Origin of the sequence: Aquirufa sp., assembly GCF_044377215.1 — a bacterium.
GTDB lineage: Bacteria > Bacteroidota > Bacteroidia > Cytophagales > Spirosomataceae > Aquirufa.
The window spans coordinates 28,121-53,884 of sequence record NZ_JBILJM010000002.1; the positions used below are offsets into that span (position 1 = coordinate 28,121).

Consider the following 25,764-nt stretch of genomic DNA (forward strand, 5'->3'; position numbering starts at 1 on the left):
AATTTATCCAAGATAAGTTTTTAGGGCTTTACTGCGTGACGTATGACGGAGGCGGCGAATGGCTTTCTCTTTAATTTGTCTTACGCGTTCGCGTGTCAAGTTGAATTTTTCACCAATTTCCTCAAGGGTCATCGCGTGCTCACCATTTAAGCCAAAATATAAGGTTACGACATCAGCCTCACGTTGGGTTAACGTGGATAATGCACGTTGTACCTCACGGCGTAATGAATCGTTGATCAAACCCGAATCAGGTTTGTCTTCCGAATCATTTTCCAAAACGTCTAATAATGAATTTTCTTCACCTTGAACGAATGGTGCGTCCATAGAAACATGTCGACCAGAAATTTTTAAGGTATCGACAACTTCACCGGTAGAAATTTCCAATACTTCGGCTAATTCTTCGGGTGAAGGCTCACGTTCAAATTTTTGCTCGAGTTCAGAAAATGTTTTCGAGATTTTATTTAGGGATCCTACGCGGTTCAATGGCAAACGAACGATACGAGATTGTTCAGCCAAAGCTTGTAGGATGGATTGACGAATCCACCATACAGCGTATGAGATAAATTTAAATCCACGCGTTTCATCAAAACGTTGTGCTGCTTTGATCAAACCTAAGTTTCCTTCGTTTATTAAGTCACCAAGGCTAAGACCTTGATTTTGGTATTGTTTAGCTACCGATACCACGAAACGTAAATTGGCTTTCGTCAAACGTTCTAAGGATAATTGGTCTCCTTCTCGGATTTTTTGTGCGAGTATTACCTCTTCATCCGGTGTCAATAAATCCACCTTACCGATTTCCTGCAGGTATTTGTCAAGCGATTGACTTTCCCTGTTGGTAATTTGTTTGCTAATTTTTAGCTGTCTCATAGGATTTTACAACAGATTGAATGGGCAAAAGGTTTTCTTTTGCCCATAAATTATTTATTCAGCGCTTGCTTCTGGTTTTGGTAGTAGTGCTTTTGCAGAAAGACGGAATTTACCCGTTTTCTTATCTACTTCTACCAATTTAACCTGAACTCGATCTCCTTCTTTGAAAACACCGTCCATCGTTTCAATGCGATCCCATGAAATTTCAGAGATGTGCAACAAACCGTCTTTTCCCGGTAAGAACTCGACAAAAGCACCAAAAGCTTGGATATTTTTCACTTTTCCTTCATAGATCTCGCCTACTTCAGGAAGTGTAACGATTCCTTTTACCATGCGAACCGCATGTGCCATAGCATCTCCATTTGAAGAGAATATACTTACGTATCCTCCGTCTTCTTTTTCTTCGATGGTAACTGTGGCACCGGATTGTTTTTGGATATCTTGAACTACTTTACCACCAGGCCCGATTACTGAACCGATTTGATCTTTTTGGATCTTAATAACGGTAGCACGTGGAGTTTGTGGCTTGAATTCTTCACGAACGGCAGGCATCGCCTTTTTCATTTCATTCAAGATGTGTAAACGACCTTCTTTGGCTTGCGTTAACGCTTCAGCTAAAACTTCGTATGACAAACCTTGAACTTTAATGTCCATTTGGCAAGCTGTGATTCCGTTTTCAGTTCCTGTTACTTTGAAGTCCATATCACCTAGGTGATCCTCATCTCCTAAAATATCGGAAAGAACTGCATATTTTCCAGTTTTTGCATCCGAGATTAAACCCATTGCAATACCTGAAACTGGCGCTTTGATTTTAACACCAGCATCCATAAGGGCTAATGTTCCTGCGCAAACTGTTGCCATCGACGAAGAACCATTTGATTCCAAGATGTCTGAGACAATACGTAATGTGTACGGAAAATCTTCCATTTTTGGAAGAACCTTACGAATCGCACGCATGGCCAAGTTACCATGTCCTACTTCACGTCGTCCTACCCCACGATTTGGCTTAACTTCTCCTGTTGAGAAACCTGGGAAATTGTAGTGCAACATAAATTTATTGTATCCCTGCGTCATTGGTTGATCGATGATTTGCTCATCCATCTTAGTTCCAAGCGTGACTGTAGTCAACGATTGTGTTTCTCCACGAGTAAACACAGAAGAACCGTGCGGAGTAGGTAAATAATCTACTTCACAAGTGATTTGACGTATTTCGTTCAATTTACGGCCATCTAAACGGTAGCGCTCTTGCAAAACTAGTTGGCGAGCTGCTTCTTTTTCGATATCGTGTAAATATGTTTTTGCCAACGAAAGATTAACCAAATGATCCTCAGGCAACGTAGCGATAAATTCGTCTACAATAGCTTTGAAGCCAGCTTTACGCTCGTCTTTCTTTGGATTAGCTAATTTAGCTACTGCCAAATACTTCTCGTAGTAGTTTTTCCACAATTCAGCACGCAACTCTTCGTTGTGTGATTCGTGTGAATACGTACGTTTTTCTGTTTTTCCACAAGCTTCAGTTAACTCATTTAATGCCTTACATTGAATTTTGATGGCATCATGTGCGATACGTAAAGCTTCTAACATTTCTGTTTCTGAAACTTCATCTCCTTCACCTTCCACCATTAAGATATCGTTTGCATTTGCAGCAACAATTAATTCTAGGCTGGCGCCGGCTAATTCGCTAACGCTCGGATTAACTTTATATGTACCATTGATTTTTGCGATACGTACCTCAGAAATAGGTCCGTTGAACGGAATATCTGATACGGCTAGAGCAGCAGCAGCTGCTAAGCCTACAAAAGCATCTGGTAAAACTTCAGCATCACCTGAAATTAAGTTGATCAAAACTTGAACATCTGCATGATAATCATCTGGGAAAGTAGGACGTAATGCACGGTCTACTAAACGCGAGATAAGGATTTCATAATCAGAAAGACGGGCCTCTCTTTTTAAGAAAGAACCAGGAATACGTCCGTTAGACGCAAATTTTTCTTGATAATCTACAGATAATGGAAGGAAATCTACTCCTTCTTTGGCCTCTTTGTTTGCTACCACAGTGGCTAGCAACATCATATTTCCTGACTTTATGACAACAGCTCCATCCGCTTGCTTGGCTAATTTGCCAGTTTCAATTTGGATTTCCTTGCCATCTGGCATCGAAATATGCTTTGTAATGATGTTAAATGACATACGTTTCGGATAAAATTTTCACGCAACCTCGCGTGAAGAAGTGTAATGTTTGAAGAATTCAAACGGAGTAAATTAAATAAAACAGGGCTCCATCGACATGAAACCCTGTTGAATTGTTTACTTACGAATTCCTAATTCAGCGATAATCGCACGGTAACGAGAAATCTCAGTACGTGTAAGGTAATCAAGTAAGCGACGACGCTTACCTACTAATTTTAAAAGCCCTAAGCGTGTGCTATGGTCTTTTTTGTTCTTCTTTAGGTGCTCAGTCAAATGATTGATTCTGAAAGTGAATAACGCAATTTGCGACTCAGCAGAACCAGTATCGATTTTAGACTTTGCATTCCCTTTTGATTCGAAAATCTCTTGTTTTACTTCGGGTGACAAATACATCTTTTACCAGTTTATAATGTTTGAAAAATTAATCCACAAAAGTACTTCTATTTATCTAGAATTGCAAATCAATTGGGGCGTTGCCATTTTTGTTTGAAGCGACTCCAAATAACCAAATAATTATCTGCTTCGAATAAGCGAGAGTCATTCACGGCGATGCGTAGAAAGTAGATTCCTATAAGCGTTAGGATGGTATTTGAAATCCATGCACCGATTTCCAAGAGGACTTTTCCTTCTTTTGCCATCTTGTCGCCTTGCTGGCTCATGATGTACATCAAGATAAAAAAGGACACGGCTACGACGACAGGAATGCCAAATCCTCCTTTTTTGATGATGGCGCCTAATGGTGCACCGATTAGAAACATAATTAAAATAGCGAGTGAGGTCGTGAATTTTCTGTGCCATTCTAACCGTGTTTTCAATAGTTTATCTTGTTTTGATTCCAAATTCACACGATTCGTTTCACCAAATACTTCCATGTTGGTGATCTGCTGATCCACCAAATCATATAAATCTCTATTTCTTTTTTTTACTCCTGAATCGATTCGTGCAGCAACCCAGTTGGTTTTTTTCAAGGTCTTATATGAATAACGAACGGGGTGAAAGAAATAAATAAAATTAGGCCCACATGCCTTTGGAAAACCATTTTTGATATTTTTTATCACATGGCGCAGGGAATCTTCGTCTTCGTCGAGTTGCACGTTACTTCGCATTATTTCATGGTGGGCAAATTGGTTGTCTTCTGTTTTGTGCATGTCAAAAGCTTCAAGTGACATGACAATTTTACTCTTTTTGAATTGGTGTAATGCCAAATCAGTTGCATTTAAATTACTTCCTCGATCGGCGTCCTCTACGTAGTCTTTTCCATTAAATAGCTCGAAAATCAGGTATTTTTTATTTAAAATGGTGTACATCTGAGCTGAATCCGCAAGTGTTACATGGCGATTTCCATCATTGTGGGTATGATCGTAAATAATAAGGCTTTTGAGCGTTTTATTATCGGGATATTTTTTTGCCACTTTAATTGAATAACCGGGCAAGTCTGAATAGAAAATACCCTCTTTTATATTCAAAGTAGTTTTGGTGGTTTTTATATCGTAAAGTAGTCCCCAACCTTTTAAATTGGCCCAGGGTAGTGCCACATTATTAAACCAAAACATGAAAATACTTAGGCCAATGGCCGCAATGAAAATAGGTCGCATGATGCGGATAATGGATATACCGGCACTTTTAAGCGCTGTCAACTCGAAATTTTCACCTAATTTACCGAAGGTCATCAGGGAAGAAAGTAATATGGAAAGCGGTAATGCTAACGGAAGTGTAATCAGTGAAAAGTAGAAGAAGAGTTCGATGTAGATAAAGAATCCGAGGTCTTTTCCGAACAAATCAGAGAAATAAAAAAGAACTAATCGGAGCAGGAAAATAAAAATGACAACCAAGGTGGTAAGTGCAAAAGGCCCCCAAAATGCTTGTAATACGAGTTTGTCAATTTTACGCATACTAACTTCCGACTATTTCTTTTAGTTTATCCGTAAGATAGTCCCATAATTCTTGCGCGTCAGCAGGACTTTTGAACGTTGATGCGCTGTCGTATATTTTCAAATAAGTGGCGTTTGTTAATTCACTTACGTCGAGTTTAATTTCAATGAATGCGCTTAAAGGTGCTTGATCGGCACTTGAAAAGTCGAATTTAACGGATTTGTTAACTTTATTTTGGACTAAATGTCCCGTATGGGTTTCGTCGTCCCAGTTGAATATGAACAGCTCTGAATTTTTGACGGTTACTTTTTCCGCAAACCACTGCTGAAGCCCGGAAGCGGAACTGATATACGGATAAAGTACTTTTGGAGAGGCTTTTATCTCATATTCGAATTCAAAATGTTGCTGTCCCATATGCCTACTTTTATTGATATAAACAAAGGTAAACTATCTTGCCTAATTCCCAAATCTGTCCCAAATTTAATAAGTATTCATAAAATATTTGTGACTGTACTAGCTTTCAACTACATTTGCACCATGTTTTGGCGGGGTAGCTCAGATGGTTAGAGCGTTGGATTCATAACCCAAAGGTCGGCAGTTCGATTCTGCTCCCCGCTACAAAAAAAGACCTTACGTTTGTGGGGTCTTTTTTTTTGGACGTTGGATTGTAGAGACGCGATACTTCGCGTCTATTACGAAACAAAGACGCGAGGTATCGCGTATCTACAATATGTCTTTGTAAGCCAATACCTCTACCCCAAATTTTTTCAAGAAATCGACTCCTTCGTCGGAGGCTAAGCCTTTGTAAGCAGCGTAGCTATTGAGGTAAATCACACGTTTAATTTTCATGCTGTAAATAATGCGTGCGCATGAAATACAAGGGGAAAGTGTCACGTAGATGGTTGATCCTTCGATAGAAGCACCATTTTTTGAGGCATATAAAATGGCATTTTGTTCTGCATGTAGAGCAAGTGAACATGATCCTTTCGAATCTTTTGGACATCCGCCTTCTTCATGAAAATCTTCGTCACAATTATGTGTTCCTTGGGGCGGACCATTGTACCCAATTGAAATGATTCGGGTATCTTTGGTCAGCACCGCTCCTACTTGCGCGCGCGTACAATGCGAACGTAAGGCTAATTTTTCCGCAAGCTCCATGTAGATGGAATCGAAGGTTGGTTTCATAGTTGGACGTCAGACGTTGGACGTTAGACGCTGGACAGCAGATTATAAAGCTAACGTCTAAAGTCTAATTTTAATGATGCACCCCGCCTTCGCCATGCACGTGACCATGTGCAAGTTCGTCGGCAGTTGCCTCTCTTAGTTTAATGATTTTACCTGTAAAAATTAATTCTTTTTCTGCCAAAGGGTGGTTGAAATCCATCATCACGTTATCATCTCCAATAGACACAACAAGGCCTTGCATGCGTTCACCTTGATCATCTGTCATGGGAATGTAATTACCTACGACAAGGATGTCGTCGGCTTTTTGTCCTTCCACTTCAAAGATGGATTTCGGTAATGATATGATGGCATTAGGATCTAGGTTACCGTAGGCATCTTCAGCGGCAATATTGAAATTAAAGGTATCCCCCGTTTTCAGGCCCAATAAATTAGCCTCAAAGCTTTCAGGAAGTCCGCTTAATCCGTGGATAAATACCATTGGTTCGTTCTCATCTACAATCTCAACAACGTCTGGTTGGCCATTTTCATCTGGGAAAGCAAGTTCGTATGAGATAAAAACAACGGTATTAGGTGCAATTTGCATGTAATCATGTTTTGAATGAGGGCGTAAAGATAGGGAAAAAGAGTTGAAAGTCACTAGTAGTCAGTAATCAGTAGTCAGTAATCAGTAGTCAGTAATCAGTAGTCAGGACTCAGTTATCAGTCATAAAAATTAATTATCTTTGAAAACAAAATTTCAAACGTTTCCACTCTCTATTGACAACTGACCACTGATTACTGACTACTGACAACTGCACCCCATGCAAAAATCCCCTCAAGACGTACTTAAAGACATTAAAGCCAAGAAATTTGCGCCTATCTATATCATTCATGGAGATGAGCCATTTTTTATTGATCAGGTGGCTGATGCACTAGAAGATGGGATTTTGCGGGAGGATGAGAAGAGCTTTAATCAGTTTGTGTTATTTGGTAAAGATCAGACAATGGGCTCCGTAATTTCCTATGCGCGTCGGTATCCGATGATGGCTGAGCGGCAGGTGATTATTGTCAAAGAAGCTAGTTTCTTAGAGGCTTTGGCAAAAGGTAAAGAAGTTAAAGGAAATGATGACCTCAAGGCGTGGGAAGATTATTGCGAAAGGCCCACGGATTCAACAGTACTTATTTTTACAATAAAGAATCTAGTTGCCGAAAAAGCAAAGGTGCTCGCGCTTGCGGATAAACTTGGAGTAATTGTATGCTCCAAAAAGATTAAAGAAGATAAAGTGGGTGCCTGGCTCAAGGATTACTTGGCACAGAAAGGGTTAACTATCCAAGCAGCTTCCGTTGAATTAATGGTTTCATTTGTGGGTGCCGACTTGCAACGCATGGCGCACGAGGCCGATAAATTAGTTATCAATTTGCCGCACGGATCCGAGGTAGGTGCTGAAGAGATTGAGCGATTCATCGGGATTAGCCGCGAATACAACATATTTGAATTTCAAAATGCGCTTTCATCGCGTAACATTGCCAAAGCACAAAAAATTGCCTTTTATTTTGCCGAGAATACAAAGCAGAATCCGGTCCCTCCTATGTTAATCATGTTATTTAACTATTTCATGAAGGTGCTTCAGGTACATGATTTGGGTTCTATGTCGGACGCAGAAATTGCCAAAAACATCGGAGTAAATCCCTACTTCGTTCGTGATTACCTGAATGCCAAACGTAATTATTCCCTAGCTAAAGTTGTTCGAATTTTAGAAGCAATCAAAAATGCGGATTTAAAAGTGAAAGGGGTAATCGGTCATGCAGTATCCGAGCGTGAAATAATCTTGGATTTAAGCTTTGAGATTTTACATCTCTAGTCGATGGGAGAATAATCATTGACTTTTATATAGCCTATTTGGCCATCTTGTAGGCAAGTCACCCAAACGTCTTTCGTGTTCCAGTAGTTTATTCGATTCCCTTTTTGTAGGATTTTTTTAACGGGAGCTGCCGCCGAAGCAAATTCGCGTAAATAGGCTTTTTCACTCGTGATAATTCCATAGCGTAAAAATCCAGGAAAATTTGCGAAAAGGAGAACAAATGAAAAATAGGCCATTAAATATATAATTTGAACCTTTCTGAGGCGTCTGCGGCGGCGAAATTTGAAAATGAGAATTAGTACTCCGTAGAGACCTAAGCCAACTAATATGCTGGTGACGTAGGGGAATAGCGCAAAATAAATCCATTCAATTTGATCAATCAGCGTTACTTCATACCCAGTTAGGTTGCGCTTTACTCCTATTTCCTCCAAGCGTTTAGCGATTGCCAGCGAATTTTGTTTTGCGTGAATACTAGACAAAAAGTATAATTCACTTAACCAATCATTTTTTGCTTTGGAGATAAATGCCAATTTTAGTTTGATATTTTCAGACTCCGCAAGTGCTTTAGGAAGATTTAAACGGTATATTTTTTCCGCTTCTAATAGTCTGTTCGCCTGAAATAGAGAATCTGCTATTTTTATTTGCATTCTATCTATTTGGCTGTAAGCGCTTTGACAGTAGGCCAACAAAAAAATAGAAAAAAATATAATTTTATTTAGAAGCCTTGCTTGCATAATTCGAAAAACCGTCTTAGTTTTGCACCGCAATAAGGCAATAAAATGCCTTAAATGCAAATGAGAGTCGGTCAGTGATCGAATCTCCTTTCGGTTCCAGCGTGAACCATTTTATATAACAAGCGCAAGCTTGATGATTCCGTAGCTCAGTTGGTAGAGCAATACACTTTTAATGTATGGGTCCTGGGTTCGAATCCCAGCGGGATCACTTTAATTTTAATCAAATGTCTGTAAACCAATAGTTTACAGACATTTTTTTGTAGGTCAAGGTTCAAACTAATAAATAATTCTTTCGAAACTACCTCATTTTAACCACTCCCAGCGTTTGGCCCAATCATTTAATACGTCATTACGCCATCTATGGACAGTTTTACCCCCTTGTATCTTTCCTTCATATAAATTTAATTCTGGCTTATCTGTATACCAGTAATCGCCTAAACGAAAATCCATAGGGTTCTTTTTTCCTGGCCACGTATTCGTGACAACGAGTTGGCCTGGTGATAATGCTATGCCAACGATCATACTACTAAAGCGATACGAAATGGTTTCTGCCTGCTTTGGCACATATTTTAAGCCATAATTTCCTTGACCCAAATAATACCCGGGCCATTTTTGGACATGATCTTTATAGCTAGTCTCCATCCAAAAACATGCTGAATCTTTCGATATAGAAATTTCAGGCCCTTTGAAATGAAATTCAACCAATGTGCAAAAGGCTACTGTATCGCTGAGCGTTGTGCTTCGATCAAAAATAACTCGTGGACTTTGTGAAATGGTGGTGAATTGGCCACCCCAACTAGCTTTCGTAGGATTTTCGGGATTTCCGTCCATCATGTAGAGAAGTGATGGGGTATCTCCCATTTTTATTTCTCCCTGGTAATAGTTTTTAAAATCTTTACCCAATTCACCAGCTCCCCGAATGTGTTTTTCATAATAATTGGAAGGATTAATCTCATCTAAAAGATCCGATTTTGAAAAGAAACCATAATAGCTGGAATTAACTTCGATCAAATGAAGCTTAGGAAAATTAGATGCTATATAGGAATAGCTGTTGGCCCCCCACTTTTTGTTAGGTCCCCCAATCCAATAAACTCTAAGCTTACTTTGAATTTCTGGTGCATCATGCAAGGCCTGTGCCACATCATCCAAACCTCCCCAAACCAACACCCATACGGGTTGGCCACTTTTCTTTTTGGCAGACTTTATAATCCAATTCGAACCCTCAGTCGCACTTAAATAACCTTTGTAAGGTGCACTTCCATGACGCCCTTGTTTGGTAATCGAACGTAAAAATTCAGGTGAAGGGTAGCCTTTTGTATGTTTTTTAAGTTTTGGTAAGTCTTTTTCATACAAATCAATCATTCTTAAAATCTCAGCGATACTCCCCTTTCCGTAGGAAGGCGATGATATCAATCCTTCTAGTTGGAAGCGATCCGCATACATCAATAAATGCGCCATGGATTGGTTATCGTCGGGGTCTGTTCCTCCAATATCCGTACTGATTAGAATTCTAGGCTTTTGAGGAACAAGCTTTTGAGCTACTATTCCTGTGGCTGTCAAATAAATACTTAAAAACACTAGTAACCCCTTCATCTATTCAAATTTATCTAAGCCAGTAAGCTTTATTTTAAATATTTATTGCACTAATTTCATCACTTCCACATCCCCTTTTACTGCATTAGCAGGCAATGGATATGCTTCGTTAAATACACTCAATTCAGCTGGGCTTAGGACTTTGGAAGGACCTTCATCTATATGTCCATCTGCATCCATGACGTTTGATAAATCTAAGGATAAGTATTTAGCCATGAAGGGATACATGCCCATGCGCTTATTGGGCCCATAATCATGTACATCTTTGGCTAAGTGCACATTCTCCACCAGGTTTTCTTTTTGGTATAATGCATAAATCTTTTGCATGAATGGAAATTCAACCTTAGGTGTATTTTGGGTCCAATCGGCCCCATCTGAAATCATCAACATAGGTTTAGGTGCCATTAATGCAGCTATTTCTACGTTATTGGTTTGATAATTGCCTTTCTTATGAATGGGCATACCGCTCTCACAATTACATCCGCCAAAGAAATGAGATGAAATCATGACCGTGGGCGCAGATACTTTAATGCGAGAATCTAGAGCCGTTAATAAAAACGTTTGCGTTCCCCCACCTGATTCACCGGTAATGCCAATCCGATTTTTGTCGATCGAAGGTAAATCCAATAAGAAATCCAATGCCCTAACACTATTGATCGTTTGTAATTTTAACGAAGACGCAATGCCATGTGAACATTGCTTGCTATCGTCATACCCAACCATATCCCAGGCAAATACAACGGCTCCCATGCGGGCTAAGGTAGCGCAACGGATTTGCGTTTGATCTCTGGTACGTCCTTTTAATTGATTATCATGACCATGAGGACATAAAATACCCGCATAAGTAGCATATTTTTTAGTAGGTCTATATAAACTTCCTGTGACATAAAATCCTGGCAAGCTCTCAAAATAGACAGTTTCGATGGTATAGCCATCAAACTCTTTTTTACTATGGATGACTGCTTTTGACTTTAATTTAGCTGGAAATTTTTGTAAGCCCATCCCCTCTTTTATTTGTTGGACGATCAATTTCGACCTGCTTTCCCAGGCTTTTTTTGACACAGGCACGTGTGTATTCAAAAATTCTGCTCCCTGAACCTCCGTGAAATATTTTCCTCGGCATAAATCAGTCGACACTGCATTTTGATTCGTTTGTCCTTTCATAATCTGTGTGCTTCCAAGGCATATCATCAAAGAAATACTGACAATAAATTTATTTTTCATAGCTGTAGGTTTTTATTCTCCTTTAACAAATTAATATTTTTCCCGTTCTGCCCTCTTTTTGATACGCGATTACGGCTTCTTTGAATTCAGATAACGCAAATTTCTCCTGAACATCTACATGGACCTCCTGCGTCATTAAATAGGTGAAAACTTCATTTATGGCCTTATTTATACCTTCTTGGCCTAATTTTTCCCACCAAGAGGTTAACCACCAACCTTCTATTTTCAAATTTTTGAAAATTAATAAGCCCGAGTTTAAAGGAATGGGTTCTAAACTTAATAATCCGAAGACCAACATGCTCCCTCCTGTTTTTAAACAAGCAAGCGCTTTGGCTCCTTGCTCTCCACCGACGGCGTCAAAAACAGCGTCAACGCCCGTTTCTGCTGCTGCACGCACTATTTTACCAAGGTTTTCCGTTTGGACATCTACTACGATGGTGGCTCCTATATCCAATAAAGCTTGTTTTTGTGCTCCATTTCTAACCGTACAAATCACCTGTATGCCGCGCATCTTAGCCATTTGAATCACTAATTTCCCCCAAGCTGAGGCTCCTGCTGTAATTAAAAGCCATTGGCCTTTTTGTAAACCACTGGTCTCCAACATCCCATAGGCGGTAATGGGATTCACAAAGGCCTGGCAAGCTACATCATCGCTCATCCCCTCGGGTGTGGGTATCAATTGGGCCGTGGGTACGCAAATATACTCTTTCCAAGTGCCTATGGCCGTGAATATTACGCGAGTTCCTTTCGGATATTGTTCTGATTTTTCGATCTCTCCTGCCGCTTCAAAACCCGCACTGCTAGGTAATTTTGCCGTAATTCCATAGCGACCCTGGATGAACATGATGTCAGATGGATTAATATTTCTAGCTGTAATTCGGATTAAAGATTCATGCGCTCGAGGCTCAGGAATGGCTACTTCTTCTAATAGTAATACGCTTTCTGGCAAACCAGTCTCTTTAAATATAACTTGTTTCATCTATATTTTTTGTTGAATTCTGAGGTAAATTACCATAGTTGATAATTAAATTGTTTAAAATTTTCAAACATGCATTCATTTTTATTAACAAACCAAGTAGCCCTCATCGAAGTTGTTATTGATGTTGATAAAGGAAAAATTGTTTCAATAAATGATAAAAAAACCAAAAAATTATAGAATTATAATATTTATTGGCTCGCTTGATTAAGCATTTACACTAACTTCAATTAATATACCTGCTCTTGTATAAGCGAATTAGTCAAAGTTTTTAATATTGATTATTAAAAAGTATTAACTTCTTGGAAGTTGGGATAAAGATAATTATCAAGTTTATTTAAATCTACAGGCCCCATCGGGATCACAAAGCCTCAAAGAATTCTGTGGCTTTTTGGATTTAAATCCCTCTACTAAGATTTGATTCATTTATTTTGATTATTAACAAAAAATCCATTTTTTTTGTTAATTCATTTATAAAATGGTCAACGCAAAAAACCTTTTACTTCTTGCACTTCTTTTTTCATCTTGCTCAAAAGACGAAATTACTCCAGTTGTTAATACAAGTCAGCCTACTCAACCTGAGGTCAAATTTGTTTTAAAAGTGGAGGCTGGTGCCGGTGGTAAAGTAGATATTGCAGAAGGTACCTATTCCAAAGGAACGGAAGTAACCATTCGGGCAACGCCAAATAATTTTTTCAATTTTTCTGGTTGGAGTAACGGTAAAAGTGAGAATCCATTAAAATTAGTCATGGACAAGGACATTTCGCTTAAAGCGGAATTTGTCAAGCAAGACCTGAACTTAACTTTTAGTTACACGGAATTTAGTGAACCCGTATTGCCACCCTCACCCGAAGGATTAGCGTATATAAAAATAAATGATGTACCGCATTTGATTATCCCATTTGCGGATTTAAAAACAACGAAAGTTGACTATTTGCGCATATTTCAGTTTGATGAAAAAGCTAAAAAAATAGTTGACAAGACTAAAACCATCTTTAAAACAATAAGTGAAGTTGGTTATCCTAAAAGCCCTTTAATCGTCAAAGATTTCAACAAAGATGGGTTTGTGGATTTGTTTTTGGTAGATCACGGCCAAGAGAATAGTATGATAAATGGACGCTGGGAAGGTGGCTATTTGTTGATGTACTATGGTTCTGCTAATGGGTTTATTAAACAGAATTTTCCAGGAATTACAGATAAGAAGCTCTTTTATCACCATGCAGATGTAGGGGATTATGATAATGATGGAGATCTAGATATCATTTCTCAACGCTGGTCATCTGCCTCAGAGCGCGTACCTGCAGATAATACGGTTTCATTATTGAAAAATAACCAAGGGAAATTCGAGATTATTACATTAGAAAAGCCATTAGATAGCGTTGGAAGTGTTCTATTTACCAATTTGGACGATGATCCTTTTTTGGAAGTTATGTGCGCAACCTATCGAAATGACCAAGGCTCCTTGTGGGCATGGGATCCGATGGCCAATACTACAAACGTTATTAATAATAAAATGGGACCCTATGAAATTCACGACCTTGTCGAAATTTCAAATGCGAAAGGGAAAAGAATCTTGATTTTTCCAGAAGATTACCAGGGCAAAAAAACACCTATTTTAACTACCTCAGATAACGGAAAAACGATTAGCAGCTCAACAGATATGTTTGATTTTCAGGGAAGAGATGCCATTGTAAATGACTTTAATGGAGATGGTTTGGCTGATCTGTTTACCTATTATGGCAATGATGGAGAGTGGACATCGTCCTCTTATGGCCCATTGACTAAATCCATTTATTTAAATACAGGGAATAACACATTTGCCAATCCGCAAGAAGTGAAAGATATTTTCGGTAAAGATTTTACCAGTTTTATCGGCAAGTTGTTCTATCCATTGGAGTCAACACCAGAAGGCTATAAGTTTTTACGCTTCGAAGAATTTTGGCCCTCTCCTTTCCCCAAGGCGGCAGAAATTGTTATTTTAAAAATGAAGTAAGTTTCTTCATCTTTATAAATCATAGCGGCGTTGCTAAATTATATGATTTAGATTATCGACTTTTTTACATTCGAGAATAATTTTTTTGGTTTTTGAATCCTAATGGGTATTTATTGATACCATTTTTATTTTTAAAATCTCACAAATCTCTATTTTCGACAAGTGCTTTAATTTTGAAAAATTATTTAACGGTCATTTGAAAATTTGAAAAAAAAAATAATTTTGAACTAAAAATTCAGATTATAATGAGAGAAGATGTTAAAAATCTTTTGAGAAAATGGAAGAAATCATTCAAATAGCAGATTGGTAGATTTCAATTTCAATTAAATACAGCTTTTGGAATTACAAATTCCAAGATTTTAAACTTTGAACTTGATACGTTGCCTTATTTGGATCGTGAAGATTATTCTTTTGAAGTTGTAAAAAAAAATATAGCTCCATATAAAAATCTGCCCTATGATTTAGAAGATAAATTAAATTTTTTTAGGGAATTTGGTTATGTCGTACTAGAAAATTGCTTACCTCCTGATGCATTTGATAAGATTTGGAGTGAAATTGAATACATAACTGATCACAATGAAAAGTTTGATATCGATGCACTCGTTTATCAGTTCAATGATCATAAGGAAACACCAATTCGACTCATACCCAAAGAAAAACTTAGAGATGTAGGAACTCGGTTTATTGATTACCATGATAGTTCTGTTCCTGCAAAAAAATTAATCACTCATCCTAATTTAACGCCATTTTTGCAGGCTAGTCTAGCTCCAGAAGTAAGTGTATTTCAAAGTTTGATTTTTAAATATAGTAGTCAGCAAGATGTTCATCAAGATTTTCCTTGGGTTACGACTAAAATTCCAAGTCACTTAGCTGCGGCATGGATTCCAATGGAGGATGTACATGTGGATTCAGGTCCTCTTTTTTATTATCCCAAATCACATCGAATACCAAAATTTGATTTTGGGAATTCAGGAATATTATTTGATCCCAACAAATCACTATTTAGTCCAGCTGAATTTTCTAACTACCTAATTAAAACATGCGCGAAATTTAATATTAAAAAAGAGGTTTTACTTATAAAAAAAGGAGATGTTTTGATTTGGCATGGAGCATTAGCACATGGGGGAATGCCGATAAATGATATCCAAAAAACACGAAAATCTTTTGTTGTACACTATTCTACCGTCCAAGGAAATCCTTATCACCGAAGAGCATCTGAGGTGGAAGCAAATCCGGATAAGTATAATGGAGTTACTATTTATTCAAATCCTTTATTACCGCATCAAAAAGATTTGTTTACCTAAAACTTGCTTTTTTCTTTCTCGAGATATTTTCAGTTTTGATTTAAATGGAGAAATTTAATTTCACTATTTATTGAAGTACATAGGTAACTTATCATTCGTTTTATTCTTGGAAATTGAATATTGCCAATTCGTCTGACTCTATGGGTCATTCACATTTTTTGAGTGTGAACATGTTTGTAAAGTATTTTATATATCAATTTGTCTAAATAGTGCTTTATCCGCATAAAAAGTGCCAAAAGGTATGAGTGAAGCTACAAAAGCACCAACTATTTTCAGTAGGTTCCATCGATGTAAAAATGAAACTTGAAGCAGTAAAACGACGTAAATAACAAAAAGAATTCCATGGGCTAAACCAACGATGTAATTGGGCTGAGGCATCGCATATTTGTATTTCAAGATCATCGTAAATCCTAAAAGTAAAAACGAACAACCTTCCAAAAATGCGATAATGCGTAGTCTTCCTATTGCCGTTTTTAATAAATTTTTAATCATTGTGTCATGTTTAAGTAAAGGATGAAATACTAATTTAAGGAATCATCCATTGAAAATGATTTTGAACGTAATCAAAGAATGCGTAAACAAACAACGCCAAAATTTTGTTGGCCCACTTTACTATCCTCCTATGTAAAATTCTCTTGTTCAATTTCTTATGATAATTCAATGCTTGGTAAACAAAAGTCGATTAAGTAACATCTTCTAGTAGATAAAGCCGTTTTCTGCCATGCTTCTGCTGTAATCTCATTATGGTGTAATTCTGCGATCCCTTATATTACGTAACTGAATACGAGCTGCAGCATCATAAAACAATCCCATAATGGATGGATTGATCTTCAATTCGTCACATTTTGGTCTTCGAATGTCTTTTAAATTTACTCTAATTACTAAATTCTACTCTTAGTGGAACCACTTCTTGGGATTAAATTTGCTTGCCCAATTTTTAATCATTAATCCCGAATAAACTCCCCTCTTGGCAAGCCTTTGAAATAATTAATTTAGGTATTCCAAATGATTATAATTTGGAATTTACCCCGCTAATTTTTCCGTTTTGTTTCTAAAATAAATAAGGGCCAAAGGCACGAGACAAAGTAGCATTACAAAGGAAGCAAAGAGGAAAATATAATCCATCGAAATCTGAGCATCTCGGAGCATTCCTCCCGCATAAATGCCGATTCCTCCCACCACACATGCAAATAAATTTAAAATTCCATAGGCGGTAGCCCGGTATTTTTCATCAATAATCGTACACAAAATTGGCATCAGGTTCGCATCCGAAAATACCTTGGTAAAGGCATACATCATAAATCCTAAAATCGCTATTTCAATGTATTGGGTATTCACGGCTAATAGAACACCAGGAATTGCGATCAATAGGCCTATCGCAGGTATCAGTATTCGCGCTCGTTTATTGCTTTGGTTCCAGCGATCAGCCAGTAAGCCACCGACAACAACCCCAACCATCGAAAAAGGATATAAATAACCCGTCGCATATAAGCCTGCAATTCCCTGAGAAACATGAAAACGCTCTTGATAATACGTGGGTAGCCAGCCCATAATCAGCCAGCCAACAATTCCCAATAAACACCAAAATCCAAGTAACAGCGTAAAATTGAGATTAGTCATTAAGGTGCTCATCACCTGGAAAAAATCGATCTTTTTTTCTTCATTACGATGGCTGGAGGATTCTTCCTTGCTAACAGGTTTGTCTTTGAGGAAAAATGCTAATATCAAAGCATATCCTATACCGACTATACCAAATAAATAAAAAGCATAATTCCATGTATGCATTTCGGCCAACCACCCCCCCACAAAGCCTAAACTTTGCCCCGCGATAATGCCCGTCATATGGATTCCTACGGCTAAAGACCTCGTTTTATTGCCATGATAATCCGTAATTAGTGCCAAGGCTGCCGGCAAATAACAGGCCTCACTGATACCCATAACAGCCCTAGTCAGCAATAGTATACTAAAATCCGTTACATAAGATGTCAACCAAGTGACCACGGACCAAATGCATAAACTAAAAATAATTACCCGACTCCTTTGAAACCGATCAGCTAAAAAACCTCCAATGGGGCTACAAATCCCGTAGGATAATAAAAATACGGTGGTCAACAACCCGAATTGTGCATTACTCATCGGAATTTTTTCAACAATCGAACTTCTCATCGTGCTCAACATCGTGCGATCGAGGTAATTCAGAAGCCCAACCAAGCATAATGAATAAACAATAAGCCATTCCTTTGACCATAAGCTAGTCTTTAGAGATTGCTCAACCTCATACACTGGAACTGCTTGATCAGGCTTATGGTTTATGGACATATCGGCTCGTTTTTCAATGAGAAACTCTTTTGAGAATTAATCAATTTAGTTGATGTATGACTTTTTTGAGATATGATTTTGATATTTTGGCTAAATAAATCGATGTTTTTCCCTCATGGGAGGAATAATAGGTAACCCATAAATAGTTGCCATACGTGACCATTCCTGCATAACTCGTGTCGCCACCTGAAGGCAATCGGATGATTTCCTTAAAATCCTCTGAGCCCTTTTTGACAAAAATGCCGGTCGACATGGTTGTTCCCTCATGAATTCTTGTCGCAGCTATGATATTTGCTTGATTTTTGTCAAATATAAAATTCGGGCCACCAAGGCGCATGGGCATTTTTTGAATGGTCCAATCTTCAAAAGGAAAGGTACTCTTTGCCATGACGCCCATTTTATCTTCTAATTCTCTTCGAATCATGACATACATGGTATTTTGTTTGTCTATGCGAATGGTTGCCTCATTTGGGAACCCTGAAACTTCGAGTTTAGACACCTTGCTGAACTTTTTTCCGTCACGTGTTTTTACGAGATAAAGTGAAGTAGGGCCCTTTCTTTCATCGGGTCCGACCTGATAATCGATTCCATATCCGATGCCTTTGTGCCAGGTCACTCGCCAAATCCAATCACCCCAAGAAACGATGGAGGGGTCGATTTCAATAGGTTCTGGTGCTGAAAATGCCGAGCCTGACGCATTGGAAAAAGATACATGCGGGATTCTACCTTTTAAAATTTTATTGACATATATACTCCCACCGATGATGACCATGATTCGACCCTCGGGCGTAATCGATAATTTTGCATCGCGTAAATCAAAGCCCTTTTTTTCCAATAAGGCCACTTCATTCCAGGTTTTACCCTCCTTCGATTCTAGGATGCGAATTTTTCCATCGCTTCCACCTACGTGGCCTGATCCTTCACGGAAAACACAATAAAAATGACCTTTAAAGCGAATCAAATCGGTAAATGCGTTATGCTCTCCCTTGTCCCAAATTTTGGTGATTTGTACATTTTCCAATGCTTGTCCTTTAAGGTAAAAGGCACAGCACATAAAAATGAAAATAAGTGGACGTAGTTTCATAACAAATTGATTTTAAAATATAGGATTTAATTGGTTTATTTAATTTTTTTTGGCTTGCATTTGTAACCAGGCATAAGCTGCTGCGGCTTTAATATCTAAATAATCAGCCTCAGCGGGGTCTTGAGAGGTCGTTGAATCCATGTTGATAGGTCTAGTGGATAATTGTATTCGTTCAATAATCATCCGGTCCTCTGCGGAGGTAGAAGTCGCTAGGGCCTTGCATAATTCTATTTTTTCTGATTTTTTGGTTGAATGTTCAAAGTGAAGGAGGCATTTCCTTATTTCTTGAAATAGGTCATCTGAATGGTGCTTGGATTGTTTGTAATGAACATAAGCGCCACCTATTAGGTAGGCATAGGCCTCCGAATTTGGATTTTCTTTCAACGCGGAGCTGGCAAAGGATTTCCAAGTAGCTGTATTCATTTTGGGCAATAAAAATCCGAAGGTATAGGCGGCTAAAGTTCGGTTTTTGGGATTTTCATTGCTTATTTCCTTGAGCAGGGCTGTGTAGTCTGGAATTTCATGGGGATGATTTCCCAGCGAATAGCCCCAACGGGTAAATGAATAAATCATGCCCTCAGAATTAAGGTCCTGACGAACCACTGCCTGATTCAAATTTTTGAAGGAAACGCCAAGTTTGGCTAATGATTCGGCTGCATGAATTCGATCGGGCCCAGAACTAGTTAAATAGGCTTTTTTGATTTTAGTTAACCAATAGTTGCGCTGTGTGCTTTCGCTGGAAGCGAGGAATTGGGCGCGCCAATATCCAATTCGTTTCTCAGGGGTTTCTTCAAAGGGTTTAAGTTGGGTCAACGCTAACTTCTCGGCCTCTTTTTTTAAACCTAATTTTGCTAGAAATTCAATGGCGTGGACAGAAACCCAAAAGTTTTTGCATTGGGCCACTTGGATTAAGGCTTGGATTTGATTTGATTTTGTGGGCAATTCAGCTGGTTGACCTACCTGACCAAGCCACATGCTAATGGTAAGAAATAAGGTCAATAGGTTCATTTTCTTCCATCTAGGGAAATGATTGAATCAAAAAAATCGACCTCTTCTAGCTGCCTTCTTAATCGCTTTAATTCCTCTGGATTTAAATTACGTAAAGGACTTCGACATACACCAAAGTTCAAACCGGTCATATTCATGATTGCTTTTCCACCCACGATTGCGTTTACGTGATTTAACATGATTTCTACGACTTCAATTGATTTCATTTGAAGGCTACGGGCCAAGGCATAATTTTGATTAGAATACGCATTCAAAATCGCATGGTAAACCCCAGGCATAAAATTAAAAGTAGTGCCAATGGCTCCTTCGATACCTAGGACAAGGCCATTAATCAAAATCTCATCATGTCCATGCAAGATGTCGAATCGACCATTTTCTAAGGCTATGCATTGATGCATATCCATGTAGTCGGTATGGGTGAATTTAACACCAGCTAAGTTGGGGATAATCCCAGATGCTTTTTTGAATAATTGGTTTACCTTGATATGGGAACCTGTAACAGCGGGTAAATGGTAATAGTAAAAAGGGGTATTGGGCGCGGATGAGGCTACTTGCTTGCAAAAGTCAACCATCACATCTATATCTGAGGAAGGGAAAAAATTAGGTGCCATACAAGCCACGGCGTATACGCCATTTTTCTCCCCATGAGCGGCTAAGTCCTTGGCTATTTCGATACTGGAACTCCCTACATGTACGATGATTTTGAAATTATCATCGCTAAATTCCATCCATTTTTCAATGATGGCTTTTCGTTCCTCTATCGTTAATAACATCCCTTCTCCCGTGGAACCATTGACAAAAACGCCGGCGACTCCTTGACTCTTTAATCGGTCGGCATAGGCTGGAATTAGGTCCAAATGAATCTTTCCATCTGGGCGAAAAGGAGTAAATACCGCTGCAATTAAACCTTTGATTTTTGGGTATGGAAACATGTTATTTGAAAAATTAAAATTTTTCTAAATTAAACATTATTATTTAAAATTTAGATCAGTCGATTTAGCTTATTAAGCCTTTTTACTAAAAATCGAAAACACATCTTCTACCTAATTCACACGAAAATTATATACCAAAGCTGAATTTAAGTTCAATTTTGATGTCAAGGGTAGTTTTTTTACCTTTTGTATTCACTGCCTTAAATTTGATCTCAGGCACGACTTATTATGTACCATGCACCTGAAAAGGAATTTATAGCGTATCATAGAGATCAAATTTTTAGAAAGAAATAAATGTGGCTCTTCGAAAGAAATGCATGGGGTGTGAAAGGAATCTCTATTTCTATTGGCACCGTTTACTAATCGTGTCCAACAGTCCTTTTCTAAAGCTTCTAAATCATAACTTAAATTGTTGATGATTACGTGATCTTGTGTCTCTTTCAATCGATTTTTAATTTTTTTAAATATAAAGAAATTGATTTGTCAAAAGGTAAAATGTTGATTAACTAATTTGAGAGATTCTATTTATATATCGGTTAATCTAGACGCTCTCCCGTGTAGTTATTGGCGTTCGCTTTATTTATGCATAATTTAGTGATTAAGTTAATTGATGCCTCAAAATGAGCACACTTTATACATATTTAGAAAAATGAGAATCGGATTTGAAGCAAAAAGAGCATTTTTGAATTTTACCGGTTTAGGTAATTATGCTAGATCTGTCATTCAAATTTTAGCAAATCATTATCCAGCAAATCAATATTTTATTTATAGTCCCAAACTGAAAAAAAACAATAGAACGGATTTTTTATACCATTTAAGTAATGGGACAATAAGAACTTCGCCATTTAAATTATTCAAATCGTATTGGAGAAGTAAAGGAATAATAAGCCAACTTGTAAAAGATAAGGTGGAGCTTTTCCACGGCTTAAGCCATGAAATTCCAATCGGCTTAAATAAAAAGGGAATCAAATCCGTCGTGACGATACATGATTTAATTTATATTCGGTTTCCTCACTTTTTCAAACCTATAGATCGATTTATTTACGGCATAAAATTTCGGTCGGCATGTGAAAATTCCGATCGGATTATTGCGATAAGCCAACAAACGAAAAATGATATTGTTGATTTTTTCGGAATAGACGAACGTAAAATTGACGTGGTTTATCAGGGTTGCGATCCAATTTTCAACCTACCCATTAGTGCTGCTGGATTAGCGCAAGTTCGATTAAATTACCAACTACCTACAAATTATTTACTCTGCGTGGGCACGTTGGAAAATCGTAAAAACCAATTGGTAATTCTAAAAGCTTTAGTTCATTTACCCGAACATATACATTTGGTGTTAGTTGGCAAATCAACTCCATACGAACACGTGCTACGTGATTTTATTTTAGCTAATCAGCTTGAAGATAGGGTAAGCATTGTCTCTAATGTTGATTTTAAAGACTTGCCGGCAATTTACCAACAAGCAGAAATGTTTGTTTATCCTTCTTTATTCGAAGGTTTTGGTATTCCGATTTTAGAGGCATTAACTAGCGGTATTCCAGTGATTGCCGCAAAAGGGTCCTGTTTAGAGGAAGCTGGAGGTCCCCATAGTTTGTATTTTCAACCACACGACGAAATTGAATTGACTGCGTCTATCGCTCAGATTCTTGCTGACAAATCCCTAAAAAATGAGATGATTAAAAATGGCAACGAATTTGCATTAAAGTTTAGTGACGAAAACATCGCCAAAAATCTACAGGAGGTATATCACAAAACAATACAAGATTCAAATCTGTAGAAATTTGAGTTCAATAGGATTAGTCCGCGTTTAATTACGATGAATAGTATCGCACATTTATTCTGGCTTATAGATGCGCTCTGCCGTTCTTAATACCTCCGCCTTATCCAAGGTCATCCGCTTGGTTTGTTGGGCCTGATACATCGCCCGCTGATCCGCGAAATGCTTGGATTCCGGATGCGAACTCGCCCCAAACGTATTCACGGTCTCAATAAGTGGTAATCCTCCGTCTTTGGGGAATTTAACAAAACCGATATACGCATCTCCACTGTTCATTTTTCGTTGAGATTCGCCAAATGGCTCCGACATCACCGCGGCTAATACATCCGGCATACCCGCCTGAGGCCAATCTTCATTTCCGCGTTTTAATCGCTGGTATTCACCTAAGGTTACATCAAGCCGACCATAATGCTTCAGTAAGAAATCATGGACATATTGACACAGCTGCACGGCTTCAGCCTCGGATAGAGGATCTTTGGATCCATTTGAGCGTATTTTGGAAGCATTGTAGTAGGCAATGTTGTAATATAAAGCACCCACACTTTCCACATTCGTCACATGATTCCATTGGTTAAGCCCCTTTATAATGGTCGATAATGCTGGATATTTTGCAGCATCCAAGTTGAAAATCGCGGAGGCATCCCAACCATACGGATATAAAATCTTCGTAGGCAGTTGGCGATCAAATTTAATCCGCTTTAAATCTTCCCACGTAATCTTATCTAATCCGTCGATGAGCTCTTTTGCCCGTTGGCTCCGATTATTGTGGTAGGTCTCATACCCATCGTATTTGTCGAATTTGGCAGGATTTAAATTCTCGGCTGTACTTGTTGCCAGGAAAGGCGAATGATTCGTGTTGAACAAATACCCACTCGCCGGATTCGTATACTGCGGTAATTCATCTAAAGGTTTGAATGTTTTCCAAAGCGTCGCGCGGGTATTTCCGGGTAGTGTGGAGGCCCAATTGTATTTTGGGTCCGCATTGCGATAGGGCATCTTGCCATTCGAGATGTAAAAGATGTTATCCGCTTTATCTGCATACATAATATTAAACATGGGCAAATGATTCTGATTCAACGCAGCTTTAAATTCAGCAAAATTTGTTGACCGATTCATTGCATACCATTGTTGCAATGCACCCGCATCCATCAAGGAAGGTAGTCGGATGGAGAAATATGCTCCTTTTGGCGTTTTTACGGTCGGTCCATAGATCGATTTATACGCCATTTTGCCCACGGAGAATGGAATGCCTTTGATGTTTAATTTGACTTTTCTTTTTTCTAAGTTTAGCCATTCGCCATCCACTTTGTATTGTCCTGGATGATCTTTGTCGGTTTCCAACTGATATACATCGATTTTATCTTGAAAATTTACGGTATGCGCCCAAGCCAAATTTGGCGTAACTCCGTGAAAGATTAACGGTCCACCCGGAAACAAGCCCCCTAAAATATTCCAACCTTCTTCGCTTTGCACATGGGCTTCATAGAATGCAGTAGCGCCTTCAATGGGCTGGTGCGCGTTAATGACGAGCATGGTCTCCTCTGACGCAGATTTATTGCTTTTTATCGCAAAGGCATTACTACCCTCGCCCGTAAATCCTTTTAAATGCGGAATGGATCCATCGAGAATCTTGGGAAGTGTTTTATCTACGCCGCAGAAAATGGCTACGGAGAACATGGTTGTCGCAATGTAATCCTCTAAGGCAATGGGAAACACGTGTTTGTTTAATACTTCGGATGGGTGTGCTTTGGCATAAGCGGTAATTCCTTGCAAATAGCCTTGTACTAATTGAATGAATGCAGGATCCATCGCTTTGATTTGTTGGTCCACCACCTCGCGCGTATTCAATAGTCCAAAAACAAAATCAACCGGAGCTCCCTTTTTTCCTAAATAGGTACTCAGCTTCCCTTTACCTGTCAAAATGAGTGTTTGGATGGTTTTGAAGTCATCTTCCGCGTGTGCCCAAGCTAAGCCATACGCCACCTCTGGATCTGTAGGTGCGAAAATGTGTGGTATGCCATAGCTGTCGCGCGCAATGGTGATTTGGTTGGTACGGATGGTGGGAACTTCTGCCTGTGATTGGGTCAATGTACTTAACAGGCATATTATAACTAGTAGAGATTTTTTCATGGTTTGTCAAAAAGGCGTTTAAGCAGTGCGGATGTTCTAGCTACCGGGTTTGTGCGTATTTCTTTTTCTTGCAGCGCGATTTCGTCAAAGATCCCTTGCAGAGCTTTTTCTGTAACATAGTCGGCCAAATTCGGATTAATTTTTTTATTACTAAATGGGATAGCCTGGTATGCTTTGAGCGCTTGATCCCAATACTGAGTCGCCTTCACTTTTTCTAATGAGGTTTGAATGCTTGGCCTAAAGCTTTGCTTGAGGTTTTCTTCTGTTTTTGAACGTAGGTAGGTTGTAGCTGCAAATTCATTTCCTTGTAGAATTTGAAGGCCATCGGTGACAGTCATACCCAAAATGGCTTGTTTGATAATTGGTGCTGCGCTCAGGCAGGCATCTTCTGCGGCGCGGTTTAGGCTTAGGATAAAATCATCAGCTAATTTATTCAGGCCAATGCTGCGTAAGGTATTTTCTATTTTTTGCGCTTCGGGTGGCATGACAATTTTACGTGCTGCATTCGTGAAGAAACCATTGGGTTTAGCTAATGAATTACATGCTTGGTCGGCACCTTTTTGAAGTGCTTCCTTCAACCCCTCTGAAATTTCGGCTGAGTTTATTTTAGGTTTTGATGTGATTTCTTGGGCTTTCTTGAGTATGCCGTTTAAATTCTGTGCTTTCAACTGCAGTGAAAGGAATAAGATAGCAAGGATGCGTAGGTAGGTCATAAGCTTAAAATTAAGT

At 38.6% G+C, this 25,764-nt stretch carries 22 protein-coding genes and 2 tRNA genes; 6 read left to right on the forward strand and 18 right to left on the reverse strand.

Features of this window, described 5'->3' with window-relative positions:
• Positions 1-3 precede the first annotated feature (3 nt).
• The 5 genes from ACIQ6T_RS01285 to ACIQ6T_RS01305 form a co-directional block, all read right to left on the reverse strand.
• Positions 4-867, reverse strand: coding sequence for an RNA polymerase sigma factor RpoD/SigA (locus ACIQ6T_RS01285; protein WP_377982372.1), 864 nt, complete (start codon positions 865-867; stop codon positions 4-6).
• A 54-nt stretch (positions 868-921) separates the two neighbouring features.
• A complete protein-coding gene (gene pnp, locus ACIQ6T_RS01290) occupies positions 922-3,057 on the reverse strand; it encodes a polyribonucleotide nucleotidyltransferase (protein ID WP_395783423.1) in 2,136 nt (711 codons plus the stop codon).
• A gap of 117 nt (positions 3,058-3,174) precedes the next feature.
• The gene (gene rpsO, locus ACIQ6T_RS01295) at positions 3,175-3,450 is read right to left on the reverse strand and encodes a 30S ribosomal protein S15 (RefSeq protein WP_395783425.1); all 276 of its coding nucleotides are present in this window, start codon (positions 3,448-3,450) and stop codon (positions 3,175-3,177) included.
• 68 nt (positions 3,451-3,518) lie between these two features.
• Positions 3,519-4,949, reverse strand: coding sequence for an LptF/LptG family permease (locus ACIQ6T_RS01300; protein ID WP_395783427.1), 1,431 nt, complete (start codon positions 4,947-4,949; stop codon positions 3,519-3,521).
• A gap of 1 nt (position 4,950) precedes the next feature.
• Positions 4,951-5,343: an START-like domain-containing protein gene (locus ACIQ6T_RS01305; RefSeq protein ID WP_395783429.1), complete on the reverse strand. Its 393-nt coding sequence runs from the start codon at positions 5,341-5,343 to the stop codon at positions 4,951-4,953.
• Positions 5,344-5,473: 130 nt separating this feature from the next.
• Here ACIQ6T_RS01305 and ACIQ6T_RS01310 point away from each other — a divergent pair.
• Positions 5,474-5,547, forward strand: a tRNA-Met gene (locus tag ACIQ6T_RS01310).
• A gap of 105 nt (positions 5,548-5,652) precedes the next feature.
• Here the strand turns inward: ACIQ6T_RS01310 and ACIQ6T_RS01315 are convergent.
• A complete protein-coding gene (locus ACIQ6T_RS01315; protein ID WP_395783431.1) occupies positions 5,653-6,114 on the reverse strand; it encodes a deoxycytidylate deaminase in 462 nt (153 codons plus the stop codon).
• Between the two features lie 70 nt (positions 6,115-6,184).
• Positions 6,185-6,697 (reverse strand): peptidylprolyl isomerase, encoded by a 513-nt coding sequence (locus ACIQ6T_RS01320; RefSeq protein ID WP_395783433.1) that lies wholly within the window; start codon positions 6,695-6,697, stop codon positions 6,185-6,187.
• A 217-nt stretch (positions 6,698-6,914) separates the two neighbouring features.
• On the opposite strand from ACIQ6T_RS01320, the gene holA reads away from it, so the two are divergent.
• The gene (gene holA / locus ACIQ6T_RS01325; RefSeq protein WP_395783435.1) at positions 6,915-7,955 is read left to right on the forward strand and encodes a DNA polymerase III subunit delta; all 1,041 of its coding nucleotides are present in this window, start codon (positions 6,915-6,917) and stop codon (positions 7,953-7,955) included.
• On the opposite strand, the gene ACIQ6T_RS01330 is transcribed toward holA, so the two are convergent.
• The gene (locus tag ACIQ6T_RS01330; protein ID WP_395783437.1) at positions 7,952-8,602 is read right to left on the reverse strand and encodes a hypothetical protein; all 651 of its coding nucleotides are present in this window, start codon (positions 8,600-8,602) and stop codon (positions 7,952-7,954) included. The two genes, holA and ACIQ6T_RS01330, sit on opposite strands and share 4 nt — an antisense overlap.
• 222 nt (positions 8,603-8,824) lie before the next feature.
• Here ACIQ6T_RS01330 and ACIQ6T_RS01335 point away from each other — a divergent pair.
• Positions 8,825-8,897: transfer RNA gene (locus tag ACIQ6T_RS01335), tRNA-Lys, on the forward strand.
• Between the two features lie 95 nt (positions 8,898-8,992).
• Here ACIQ6T_RS01335 and ACIQ6T_RS01340 read toward each other — a convergent pair.
• From ACIQ6T_RS01340 to ACIQ6T_RS01350, 3 genes are read right to left on the reverse strand one after another with little or no spacing between them, the layout of a single operon-like run.
• Positions 8,993-10,282 (reverse strand): nucleoside hydrolase-like domain-containing protein, encoded by a 1,290-nt coding sequence (locus ACIQ6T_RS01340; protein ID WP_395783439.1) that lies wholly within the window; start codon positions 10,280-10,282, stop codon positions 8,993-8,995.
• 42 nt (positions 10,283-10,324) lie between these two features.
• Positions 10,325-11,506 carry an alpha/beta hydrolase family protein gene (locus ACIQ6T_RS01345; protein WP_395783441.1) on the reverse strand — a complete coding sequence of 394 codons (1,182 nt, stop codon included), beginning with the start codon at positions 11,504-11,506 and terminating at the stop codon, positions 10,325-10,327.
• Between the two features lie 22 nt (positions 11,507-11,528).
• On the reverse strand, positions 11,529-12,485 hold the full coding sequence (locus ACIQ6T_RS01350; protein WP_395783443.1) for a zinc-dependent alcohol dehydrogenase family protein: 957 nt from the start codon (positions 12,483-12,485) through the stop codon (positions 11,529-11,531).
• 475 nt (positions 12,486-12,960) lie between these two features.
• Between ACIQ6T_RS01350 and ACIQ6T_RS01355 the strand changes: the two genes are divergently transcribed.
• Entirely contained in the window at positions 12,961-14,475 is a 1,515-nt protein-coding gene (locus ACIQ6T_RS01355) for a VCBS repeat-containing protein (protein WP_395783445.1), read from the forward strand.
• 389 nt (positions 14,476-14,864) lie between these two features.
• Positions 14,865-15,779 carry a phytanoyl-CoA dioxygenase family protein gene (locus ACIQ6T_RS01360; protein WP_395783447.1) on the forward strand — a complete coding sequence of 305 codons (915 nt, stop codon included), beginning with the start codon at positions 14,865-14,867 and terminating at the stop codon, positions 15,777-15,779.
• A 186-nt stretch (positions 15,780-15,965) separates the two neighbouring features.
• On the opposite strand, the gene ACIQ6T_RS01365 is transcribed toward ACIQ6T_RS01360, so the two are convergent.
• From ACIQ6T_RS01365 to ACIQ6T_RS01385, 5 genes are all read right to left on the reverse strand, one after another.
• Positions 15,966-16,271, reverse strand: coding sequence for a DUF3817 domain-containing protein (locus ACIQ6T_RS01365; RefSeq protein WP_395783449.1), 306 nt, complete (start codon positions 16,269-16,271; stop codon positions 15,966-15,968).
• Positions 16,272-16,802: 531 nt separating this feature from the next.
• Complete coding sequence (locus ACIQ6T_RS01370; protein WP_395783451.1) at positions 16,803-18,098, reverse strand: spinster family MFS transporter; 1,296 nt, start codon at positions 18,096-18,098, stop codon at positions 16,803-16,805.
• A 40-nt stretch (positions 18,099-18,138) separates the two neighbouring features.
• Entirely contained in the window at positions 18,139-19,182 is a 1,044-nt protein-coding gene (locus ACIQ6T_RS01375) for a hypothetical protein (protein WP_395783453.1), read from the reverse strand.
• A gap of 39 nt (positions 19,183-19,221) precedes the next feature.
• Positions 19,222-20,181, reverse strand: coding sequence for a hypothetical protein (locus ACIQ6T_RS01380; RefSeq protein WP_395783455.1), 960 nt, complete (start codon positions 20,179-20,181; stop codon positions 19,222-19,224).
• A gap of 5 nt (positions 20,182-20,186) precedes the next feature.
• Positions 20,187-21,122, reverse strand: a complete 936-nt coding sequence (locus tag ACIQ6T_RS01385; RefSeq protein ID WP_395783457.1) for a dihydrodipicolinate synthase family protein — start codon at positions 21,120-21,122, stop codon at positions 20,187-20,189.
• Positions 21,123-21,771: 649 nt separating this feature from the next.
• Between ACIQ6T_RS01385 and ACIQ6T_RS01390 the strand changes: the two genes are divergently transcribed.
• Positions 21,772-22,905 carry a glycosyltransferase family 4 protein gene (locus ACIQ6T_RS01390; protein ID WP_395783459.1) on the forward strand — a complete coding sequence of 378 codons (1,134 nt, stop codon included), beginning with the start codon at positions 21,772-21,774 and terminating at the stop codon, positions 22,903-22,905.
• A gap of 57 nt (positions 22,906-22,962) precedes the next feature.
• Here the strand turns inward: ACIQ6T_RS01390 and ACIQ6T_RS01395 are convergent, their stop codons facing one another.
• The gene (locus tag ACIQ6T_RS01395) at positions 22,963-25,035 is read right to left on the reverse strand and encodes a penicillin acylase family protein (protein WP_395783461.1); all 2,073 of its coding nucleotides are present in this window, start codon (positions 25,033-25,035) and stop codon (positions 22,963-22,965) included.
• A complete protein-coding gene (locus ACIQ6T_RS01400; RefSeq protein ID WP_395783463.1) occupies positions 25,032-25,748 on the reverse strand; it encodes a DUF4197 domain-containing protein in 717 nt (238 codons plus the stop codon). The genes ACIQ6T_RS01395 and ACIQ6T_RS01400 overlap by 4 nt, the downstream gene beginning before the upstream one ends.
• Positions 25,749-25,764: the final 16 nt, after the last annotated feature.